General features: G+C 35.9%; 12 protein-coding genes. 3 read left to right on the top strand and 9 right to left on the bottom strand.

The window, feature by feature from the left end; all coding sequences use genetic code 11:
- Positions 1-48 precede the first annotated feature (48 nt).
- The 7 genes from WBM60_RS06610 to WBM60_RS06580 all read right to left on the bottom strand — a co-directional run bounded on the left by WBM60_RS06610 (position 49) and on the right by WBM60_RS06580 (position 6,227).
- Positions 49-1,068 carry an endonuclease/exonuclease/phosphatase family protein gene (locus tag WBM60_RS06610; RefSeq protein WP_424282883.1) on the bottom strand — a complete coding sequence of 340 codons (1,020 nt, stop codon included), beginning with the start codon at positions 1,066-1,068 and terminating at the stop codon, positions 49-51.
- On the bottom strand, positions 1,068-1,943 hold the full coding sequence (locus tag WBM60_RS06605; RefSeq protein WP_424278720.1) for a rhomboid family intramembrane serine protease: 876 nt from the start codon (positions 1,941-1,943) through the stop codon (positions 1,068-1,070). Before WBM60_RS06605 ends, WBM60_RS06610 begins: the two co-directional genes overlap by 1 nt.
- Before the next feature lies 1 nt (position 1,944).
- Complete coding sequence (locus WBM60_RS06600) at positions 1,945-2,688, bottom strand: rhomboid family intramembrane serine protease (RefSeq protein WP_299161165.1); 744 nt, start codon at positions 2,686-2,688, stop codon at positions 1,945-1,947.
- Positions 2,689-4,539, bottom strand: a complete 1,851-nt coding sequence (gene mutL, locus WBM60_RS06595) for a DNA mismatch repair endonuclease MutL (RefSeq protein WP_424277136.1) — start codon at positions 4,537-4,539, stop codon at positions 2,689-2,691.
- Positions 4,539-4,829, bottom strand: a complete 291-nt coding sequence (locus WBM60_RS06590) for a riboflavin synthase subunit beta (RefSeq protein ID WP_424258659.1) — start codon at positions 4,827-4,829, stop codon at positions 4,539-4,541. The genes mutL and WBM60_RS06590 overlap by 1 nt, the downstream gene beginning before the upstream one ends.
- A 153-nt stretch (positions 4,830-4,982) precedes the next feature.
- Positions 4,983-5,459, bottom strand: coding sequence for a 6,7-dimethyl-8-ribityllumazine synthase (ribH, locus tag WBM60_RS06585; protein WP_299161158.1), 477 nt, complete (start codon positions 5,457-5,459; stop codon positions 4,983-4,985).
- On the bottom strand, positions 5,460-6,227 hold the full coding sequence (locus WBM60_RS06580) for a tetratricopeptide repeat protein (protein ID WP_424258656.1): 768 nt from the start codon (positions 6,225-6,227) through the stop codon (positions 5,460-5,462). It abuts the gene before it with no gap.
- Positions 6,228-6,342: 115 nt separating this feature from the next.
- On the opposite strand from WBM60_RS06580, the gene recF reads away from it, so the two are divergent.
- The 3 genes from recF to WBM60_RS06565 are packed head-to-tail and all read left to right on the top strand — an operon-like array spanning position 6,343 to position 8,136.
- Positions 6,343-7,422, top strand: coding sequence for a DNA replication/repair protein RecF (gene recF / locus WBM60_RS06575; RefSeq protein ID WP_424277137.1), 1,080 nt, complete (start codon positions 6,343-6,345; stop codon positions 7,420-7,422).
- Between the two features lies 1 nt (position 7,423).
- Complete coding sequence (locus WBM60_RS06570) at positions 7,424-7,843, top strand: lipocalin family protein (RefSeq protein WP_424258652.1); 420 nt, start codon at positions 7,424-7,426, stop codon at positions 7,841-7,843.
- Positions 7,843-8,136: a DUF721 domain-containing protein gene (locus WBM60_RS06565; protein WP_424258650.1), complete on the top strand. Its 294-nt coding sequence runs from the start codon at positions 7,843-7,845 to the stop codon at positions 8,134-8,136. The genes WBM60_RS06570 and WBM60_RS06565 overlap by 1 nt, the downstream gene beginning before the upstream one ends.
- A gap of 39 nt (positions 8,137-8,175) precedes the next feature.
- Here the strand turns inward: WBM60_RS06565 and WBM60_RS06560 are convergent, their stop codons facing one another.
- The gene (locus tag WBM60_RS06560; protein ID WP_299161147.1) at positions 8,176-8,595 is read right to left on the bottom strand and encodes a nucleoside-diphosphate kinase; all 420 of its coding nucleotides are present in this window, start codon (positions 8,593-8,595) and stop codon (positions 8,176-8,178) included.
- 48 nt (positions 8,596-8,643) lie between these two features.
- The gene (locus tag WBM60_RS06555) at positions 8,644-9,672 is read right to left on the bottom strand and encodes an alkaline phosphatase D family protein (RefSeq protein WP_424258646.1); all 1,029 of its coding nucleotides are present in this window, start codon (positions 9,670-9,672) and stop codon (positions 8,644-8,646) included.
- Positions 9,673-9,823: the final 151 nt, after the last annotated feature.

Raw genomic sequence — 9,823 nt, 5'->3', positions numbered from 1 at the left:
GCCTTACTCATTCATATATTGGCGGATTTAATCGATTGTTACTTCTTGTTATCGGAGGCGAATTGAAGACAGGACCGCATAGTGGTCAGAAAGTCTCAATTCAAAGTTTTGATGTGTCATTACTTTCATGGTCTTATCCGCTAAAATAAAGTCGATCCGAAATGGAACTACCTTTAAGTCAAAAGTTTTTCCAAAACCAGTACCTTTTTCGTCAAATGTATCCTGCATTTCACCTTTGGCAATACGATACACATTTGAAAATGGTGTATTGTTAAAATCCGCACAAACTATGGTCCTGAAAGGAGATTCTTTCCTGTGTTTGTCAAATAGTTGCACCTGCTCTTCATGTTTTACGAAGGTTTTTCTCATTTTACCATAAGCGCTAACCACGCGCTTCACGCTCTTAACCCGGGATGGACTAACGTTAAAGGATTGTAAGTGTACGTTATATACTCTAATGGAGTTGCCTTTATATTTAATATCCACATAAATGGCATTGTTAATAGTCTCGGGAAATTCGAGAGATCCATTTGCAATAATAGGATATTTTGAGAAAATAGCTTGTGTCGATTTATTTGAACCATATGGTGTTATATAATGAAAGTCATATCCAGGTAATAATTTTATTGCAGCTCTATTAAATTCCTGAAAACAGACTATATCAGGGTCTTGTTCTATGATAAAATTGATAATTTCATTCCCATTTAATTCACCTTTTATTAGACCAGTAAAGGTAAAAGCTCTAGTATTATAAGTCATTATGCTCAGGTCTTCATCCAGAGGCGATTTACTGGAAGAACCAAATCTATAAAAGGAGCCAAAAGTGAAATAAGAAATGAGAACAGCTAAAGATGACAGAACAAAAATCTTTTTTTTTCTAAATAGCCAATATAAAATAAATGGAATGTTTATGATAAAAGTTATTGGGACTACAAGGCCTAAAAAAGATAAAGGAAGAAATATCTTTACAGAAATATAGGGTGCCAGACATGACAATAAAAGAAGTACGCCTATTATCAAGTTTAAAAAAAAGGCTACTTTATCAAAAAATGATAATTCTCTCAACATTAGTCCTCTTTGCCAGCCTTAAACAAGAAATCCTTTTCCGATTTGGATAGGCTTTCATAACCGGATTTACTTATTTTATCGAGGATGGTATCAATTTTGCGTTGCTTACTTTCCCTGTCGTAATTCAAACTGGAAGCGCTATTTCCTTTTGCGCGACGATACACCGTTTTTAGAGGTGCTTTTTTTTCTTTCTTCTTAAAAAGATCTTCAATGCTTTCCAGGATTTTGATAAATCCTTCTCCTATATCTCTGCCTCTTAAAAGCTGTCTGGCATAAACATATCCCAATAAAGCCCCCCCCAAATGGGCAAGATGCCCCCCGGCATTTCCGCCGGATGGAATTTGAATTAAATCTACCAACACAAAGAAAACTCCAATATACCATAACTTTACATTGAAAATAAAGAGCCTTACCTCCTGGTTAGGAATATAGGTACATACAAATATTAATACGGCAGTTACACCAGCGGAGGCACCTATAAGTGCTGTATTGGTACTTAAAAGAGCAGGGAATACATTGTAACTTAGCAAAAAGACCAAACCACCCAATATGACTCCCAAAAAATAAACACTTGTAAATTTTTTAGGACCAAAAAGATTAAGGAAAATTCTCCCTGAAAAATAAAGCATTACCATGTTCCAAAATAAGTGCCAAATACCTCCATGGAAAAAGGAATAGGTTACCAGAGACCAGGGTTGAGAAATAAAGTCGATAAAATCTTTTGGCAGTTCAAACCATTGGAGCAATGAATTGGAAGGCATCCCCATTAAGAAAGTAAATAATCCGTTTATTATAAAAACAAATACATTTACTGCAATTAATTTTTCTGCTATACTAAGCCTTGCATATTGATATTTTAAATTTCCAGAATTCATTCTAGTCCCATCGGTTTTTATTATACTGATTTTTTTTCCAGTACCACATCATTAGAAATCCAAAAAGGGCTCCGCCTACATGGGCAAAATGAGCAATTCCATCCCCAAATATGGAATAGCCGGTAACACCTGAAAACAAGTCCAGGCCTATTAATACAGGAATGAAATATTTTGCTTTAATAGGAACAGGCAGGAAGATAAGGAATAATTCACTATTTGGATAAGACATTCCAAAAGCTACCAATATTCCATAGATAGCTCCCGAAGCACCTACAGCCGGCGTATTATATGCACTCAAAAAATTATCTATAACACTACGCGGCGCGTAATTATACCAGTCCGGACTATATTGGCCGCCAGAAATAATTTCGATTATCTGACTTTTCTCTATTCCCGAATTCACAAGGGCCTCAATTCCCTGATTGAAATAATAATAATTTACACCAGAATGTATCAGTGCTGCACCAATTCCCGCTGAAAAATAAAAGAACAAAAACTTATTCCGACCCCACATACGCTCCAATGGCGTACCAAAGGCCCAAAGCGCATACATATTAAATAAAATATGCATAAATCCGCCGTGCATAAACATATGGGACAATATCTGCCAAATTCCAAAATTCTCATTTTCCGGAAACCACAATGAAAACCATTGATACATCTGATCTCCATATAAATTGGTCGCCACAAAAAACAACACATTAACTATTAGCAGATGCTTAATGGCATCAGTTAGTCTTCCCATCTAAATAAATTTATTATCAATATCACGCTCGGTTATTGTAACGTAAATTAATTTGTTAAACGGACTTCGATTAGTTTCCTTACATGCAAACAATGCATTTACCAATGCCTGCTGTGACTCATTATCTAAAATTTCACCTGTTTTTACAGCCAAAGACTTACAAAGTGCTTTTGATAATACCTCAGACTGAGTAAATCCGTTCCCATTTATCTCCATCTGATAATCAGAAATTAATTGATCCAGGATAATACCTATTTCACTCTCATTAATAAGCTGAGGGATTCCGGTTATTTCGATTTCATCCGGTGTAAAAGGACCGAACGCAAAACCCAGAGATATTAAACTAGCCTTAATTTCCTCAAGTATCGCTAGTTCTGTTTTTGAAAAAATGAAAGATATAGGAAAAAGTAATTGCTGGCTTAAAGTTTCCTTTACTGTAATACTCTTAAGAAATTTTTCATATAACACCCGTTGATGTGCACGTCCCTGGTCAATAATAAGCATGCCAGATTTTATGGTCGTAACTATATATTTTCTTCTAAGTTGAAATGTAGTTGCCCCTATTCCATCTAATTCCCCCTGTTCCTCAAAAATAGAACCCGTAATGGTCTCAGATTCAAAATGTACTGTACTAAATCCCTCTCCTCTGCCAACTTTTGACTCCAAACCTACGTACATACTTTCCCAATCTCCCGATGGTTGGCTTCTAAAGGAGCTTTTGGTGCTTTTTTCAAATCCGCTTTCCTTAAAAGGATTATAACCAGGATTAATTGTAATACCAGGCTGTTGTGCCTGTTTGTTTAATAAAACATAAGGAGTATCTAAATTCTGATCTTTCTCAAAATCTAAAACCGGACTTACATTAAACTGACCTAGGCTGTGCTTTATTGTTGATTTTAGTATAGCGTATAAGGTATGTTCATCATCAAACTTAATTTCTGTCTTTGTAGGGTGTATATTAATATCTATTGTTGTTGGATCTACCTCGAGATATAAAAAATAGCCCGGACTTGTATCAGGTCTCAACAGTCCTTCAAAAGAAGCCATAACGGCGTGATGGAGATACGGGCTTTTTATAAAGCGATTATTCACAAAGAAAAACTGTTCTCCCCTACTTTTTTTTGCATATTCCGGTTTGCAAATAAAACCTGATATCTTTACCACCTGGGTTTCTTCCTCCACAGGTACTAATTTTTCTTTTGTTTTACTCCCGAATATATGAACAACTCGTTTTTTTAAATTGGTTGAAGGCAAGTTGAAAAGCTCACTGTTGTTGTTATAAAAGTAAAAGTGCACCGAAGGATGTGCAAGAGCAACACGGTGAAATTCATCAGTTATATGACGTAATTCTACCTGGTTGGACTTTAAGAATTTTCTCCTTGCCGGGATATTAAAAAAGAGATTCTTTACGGATACAGATGTTCCTTTAGGTGTCACGGCTACTTCCTGAGACAATACCTTACTCCCTTCAATTTTAAGAAGTGTACCCACTTCATCTCCCTCCGGACGGGTATTCATTTCAACATGCGCTATAGCAGCAATAGAAGCCAGAGCTTCACCACGAAATCCTTTTGTGTTCAAATGAAATAAATCCTCAGCACAATTAATTTTGGAGGTAGCGTGCCTTTCAAAACTCAATCTGGCATCCGTTACACTCATACCCAATCCGTCATCAACAATCTGTATCAGGGTCTTTCCTCCATCTTTTACAATTAATTTTATGGTAGTAGCTCCTGCGTCAATGGCATTCTCCAACAACTCTTTCACCACAGAAGCAGGGCGTTGAACTACTTCACCCGCGGCAATCTGATTAGCCACATGGTCTGGCAAAAGTTGTATGATATCTCCCATTAGTTTGAATAGAAGATTGACAAATCAAAATCGATAATATAAAGGAATAAAAGGATTAGGATAGCGATTATAATTAGCATCCTTAATTTTAAGTTTCGGTCGCCGGCGCTCCTGATATCAGCCATTGCATTACTAAACTTTCCCTTTAAACCTCGCGGTGCATCTATGGTAGTGCGATATTTATCAAGTTTTGGCTGCATTTTAAACGGGCTACCCTCACCCTTGTCGTCATAATAACGTGGCGTATAATTGTATTTTCTATTTTTACGTAGTTTTGAAAATTTTCCCATATATCTATGGTCCAAAGTTACTCAAATTCAAAAAATATGAAGAGATATCCTTCCTAAAAATTGTTAACAGTTGGCCGTATTTTCTTTATTCAGATCATATGTCACAATATAATCCAATTGTTCCTAAATGTGAATAATAGCCAAAGTAATCTATTAAAGTAAAGCCATTTTAATCGCGGCAATTGCAGCTTCCGTTCCTTTATTTCCATGTTTACCGCCACTTCTGTCCTTTGCCTGTTGAAGGTTATCATCGGTTAACACACAAAAAATCACCGGGGTATCGGTATCTACATTCAGGTCTTTTATTCCCTGGGCAGTAGCGCTGCAAACAAAATCAAAGTGTTTGGTTTCTCCCCGTATTACGCTGCCTATTGCAATGACAGCATCCGGATTATTTTTTTGTATCATTTTTTTACACCCAAATGTCAACTCAAAACTACCCGGAACATTCAACCTTAAAATGTTCCCGTGAATTGCACCACAATCCAATAGTGCGGCTTCAGCACCTTTATATAAGTTTTCAGTAATCTCCGGATTCCATTCTGAAACAACAATCCCAAAGCGAAGAGTCTTTGCGTTTGGGATTGTTTTCCTGTCATAAACTGACAGATTTTTGTTGGACGTAGCCATCTATTTTTTGCTTTTAGCCATTCCTATAAAGGCGTCTATAGTTTGGGCTTCTTCTGAATTGGGAAATTCATCTTTTATTCTCTGGAAATACTGAAGCGCCTTATCATTCTGATTAAGTTCCATAGCCGTAACTCCGGCTTTATAAAGAAATCTTGGGGTGGTATAATCATTTATATTGTGGGCAAATGCCAATTCATAATACCCTAAAGCATCCGTGGCTTGCCCTAATTGCATAAATGCATCTCCAATTCCCCCTTTGGCAAGAGCGCCAAGGATGGCATCGTCTGAAGAAAAATTCTCCAAATGCCTGATAGCATCTTCGTATTGTTTCATGTTCAAATAAGCCATGCCAGCGGAATAATTTGCCAGATTGGATGCTTTTGTCCCTTTGTATTCGTCAATAATATCCAGAAAACCATATTTACCTTCGGCTCCATTTAATGCTAAAGTAAACAGTGAATCCTTTTCCGTTGTATTGTTTAAAGCCTGATCAAAATACTGCTGGGGATAAAAAAGTTCATTGGCGGCATTTGCCTCTTTTGGTTTTTGAATGAACTGATTATAAGAAAGATATCCTAACACAGCTATGGCAATCACACCTATCAGGCCAAGGATATAATTTTGATTTTTGGCCACCCATTGTTCTGATCTGGAAGCACTCTCATCCAGGCTGCTAAAAACCTCCGCCGTCGCACTTTTCTGAGCATCAAGTTCTCTTTCTTCGGCTTTATTTTTAGGTTTGTAACCCCTTTTCTTATATGTTGCCATCTTTAAATTTATTGGTCGCGCAAAAATAAAGTTTTTATCCAAAACCAAAAGCCAAATTATTCGTTATTTTTCGATAATTTGCACATTCCATGTTTATTGCCAAATTACTTTCCCAATGTTTCTGAAGAATTTATCACTGGTTAACTACAAAAATTTTGAAGCGCAACAATTTGAATTCGATTCCAAAACGAATTGTTTTGTTGGTGATAACGGAAAAGGAAAGACCAATGTGCTTGATGCTATTTACCACCTTGCTTTCGGTAAAAGTTACTTTAATCCCCTTGCCGGACAGAATATAAGGCACGGAGAGGAATTTTTTATCATAGAAGGTACTTTTAAACTCAAAGACCGGAGCGAAAAGATTGTTTGCAGCCTTAAAAAAGGCATGAAAAAAATCATAAAACGAAATAATAAAGTATATGATCGTTTATCTGATCATATTGGACTTTTACCTTTAGTTATTATTTCACCAGCCGACAGAGATTTAATTCTTGAGGGAAGTGATATTAGAAGAAAATTTGTAGACAGTGTCATATCTCAGTCAGATAAAGAGTATCTGCAAACACTTCTTAAATACAATAAAATACTACAACAGCGTAATACCTTGCTAAAATATTTTGCGGTAAATCACTCTTTTGATCAGGCAACAATTTCTGTTTATAACGAGCAGTTAAACGGCTATGGAACAAGTATTTTCCAAAAACGGGCGGCTTTTATCGAAGATTTTATTCCAATTTTTAAAGAACAATACTTATCAATTTCAGGAGGACAGGAATTGGTTAGCATACACTATGAAAGTAAATTGTTCTCACAAGATCTATTATCACTCCTTGAAAGCAATATTGAAAAAGACAGGGCATTGCAATACACCTCCACAGGAATTCATAAGGATGATCTTCGCTTTGAAATAGAAGATTATCCCATAAAGAAATTTGGTAGTCAGGGGCAGCAAAAATCATTTTTAATAGCTTTAAAGTTTGCTCAGTTTCAATTTCTTAAGGCACATGCGAAAACAACACCGATAATGCTTTTGGATGATATCTTTGATAAATTGGATGAGAGTAGGGTAAAACATATTATTACCTTAGTTGATGATGAGAATTTTGGGCAAATATTTATTAGTGACACACATCCAGAACGGACAGAAAATGTGGTGAAATCTATTCATCAATCCTATAAAATTTTTAAATTGTAGTATGCGCAAGTTGATTTCTTTACTGCTGTTTTTTTGCTTTCTGGCCTGTTCCGAAAAAATATCCGTTTCAGATTTAAATCATATCAATGGTTATTGGGAGATTGAAGAGGTTAAATTTCCCGATGGTGAAAGCAAAGAATATGACGTAAATATGACTATTGATTATTTTGAATATAATGATATGAAAGGTTTTCGCAAGAAAGTGCAACCCACATTTGATGGAACTTTTAATACTTCCAGTGATGCAGAGTCATTCCAAATAAATATTAGAGATGGTTTATATTGGATGAGTTACCGGAATGACTTAAGTTTCTGGGAAGAGCAAATAATCAGGATTACTAAAACCAATATGGTTGTGAAAAATAAAGAAGGCCTGTCCTATCATTATAGACGATTTCAGCCCATCAATGCTAAAGAGTAATGGCTAAAGAAAAAAATATACATTCCCTGAGTGAAGCTTTGAATGCATTTATTAAAGAAAATAAATTGCAGAAAGGTATAGATAAGGTCATGGTCAGGAAAGCCTGGGAGAAGATAATGGACAACGGAGTGAATAACTATACTACCGCAGTGGAACTGCGCAACGAAACACTTTATGTCTCACTTTCATCTTCTGTATTACGAGAAGAACTGAGTCATGGTAAATCCAAGATCATTGATATGCTAAATGAAGAATTGAACAAGGATTTAGTCAAAAATATTGTATTGAGGTAATTGGTAAGTTTTATTTACGATTTTTTAGTATTACTCTTTTTAGTAAATTTCCCTCCCTGAAAAATGGAAACTTCCTTCTATAGCAGCGTTTTCATCACTATCCGAACCATGTATTGCATTTTCACCTATATCTTTGGCGAATAATTTTCGAATAGTTCCCTCAGCAGCTTCCATAGGATTTGTAGCCCCTATTAAAGCTCTAAAGTCATCTACTGCATTATCTTTCTCTAAAATAGCAGAAACAATAGGTCCTCTTGTCATAAACTGAACCAATTCGCCAAAAAATGGTCGGTCGCGGTGAATGGCATAAAACTGCTGGGCATCACGTCTGCTCAACTGAGTATATTTCATAGCTATGATCTTGAAACCTGCAGATGTGATTTTTTCTAAAATGGCTCCAATATGTCCATTTTCAACTGCATCTGGTTTAATCATTGTAAAAGTTCTGTTAGCTGTCATTTATAAAATTTTGGGCAAAAATACATTTTCTTGCAGCAAACCACAACATTAATAATTCTGTCTAATCTCAAGAGGAACAATCCCTTTATTTTCAACGATTTGTAAATGAACTTCCTTTGTAATCAAATTCAGCTTAACCAGTCCAAAACTTTCTTTGGCAATAACATTACCCAGTCGGTATGGATTGGGTTCTCCCGAAAAATCTGAATAGGCATGCGTAAGTCCGCTACTCGTAAAATCTATGAGCGGGTAAGAAAGTCCGGGAATATCAATTTTAGAAAACTCGGAAATATGGCGATCCCCTGAAAGGATAATTACCCCCTTTGCCTGTGAATCCACAAGCAGTTGTTTAAATCTATCTACTTCATGAGGGAAATTTCCCCAACATTCAAAACCGTGCTCATTGGACAAGAACTGAATGCTGCTTACAATAAGATTAAAATCGGCATCCGATTTATTCAGCTCGTTGGCAAGCCATATCCATTGTGTTTCTCCAAGAAGTACGCCTTCACCATATTGGTTTGGCTTAATACGTTTCTCAGTTTCTGTGTCCGGGGTTAAAGCTGTTCTAAAATATCGCGTATCCAAGACTATAATTTTTATTTTACCCAGACTACCGTTATAGTTATAGGCAAAATAAACACCCTCCTGAGTTCGTCTCGGATGATCCGCCGGTACGTCCATAAAATCTAAAAAAGCCTGTTGACTCTGCTTTTTAGCTACAAATTCTGTGCCTCCATCATTTAAACCATAGTCATGATCATCCCAAGTTCCTATTACCTGTGTGCTTTTTTTTAATTTTTTATAGCCCGAAACCTTATTTTGGGCGTTATATAATTCTCTTATTTGTGTTACATCGTCTGTGTCTGCGTAAATTATATCCCCACCCCATATCCATAACAATGGATTAGCTTTCTTTATGTCATCCCATAAAAGATTTTCCATGTTATGTTTATTACAAGAACCAAAAGCAATTGTAATTTCCGCATCCGGAATAGCTGTTATAACTGATTTTTTTTTATTGGCGCAACCTGCTAGAAAACCAAACACGAGAATAACAACGAAAGATTTGTACATGATTCAGATGTTTTAGATAACAAAAATAACCTTTTATACAAAAAGGAATATTAGTTAGTCACCAGAATACTTTACAGTCTGTTTCAAAGTTGAATATATGAAGTATTCAACAAGCTCTATTTTTTGAAATTCCTGGTTTAGGGAATCTCTA

The sequence above is a fragment of the Eudoraea sp. genome (assembly GCF_049669105.1).
Classification (GTDB): domain Bacteria; phylum Bacteroidota; class Bacteroidia; order Flavobacteriales; family Flavobacteriaceae; genus Eudoraea.
This window is presented reverse-complemented; position numbering and strand designations above follow the sequence as displayed.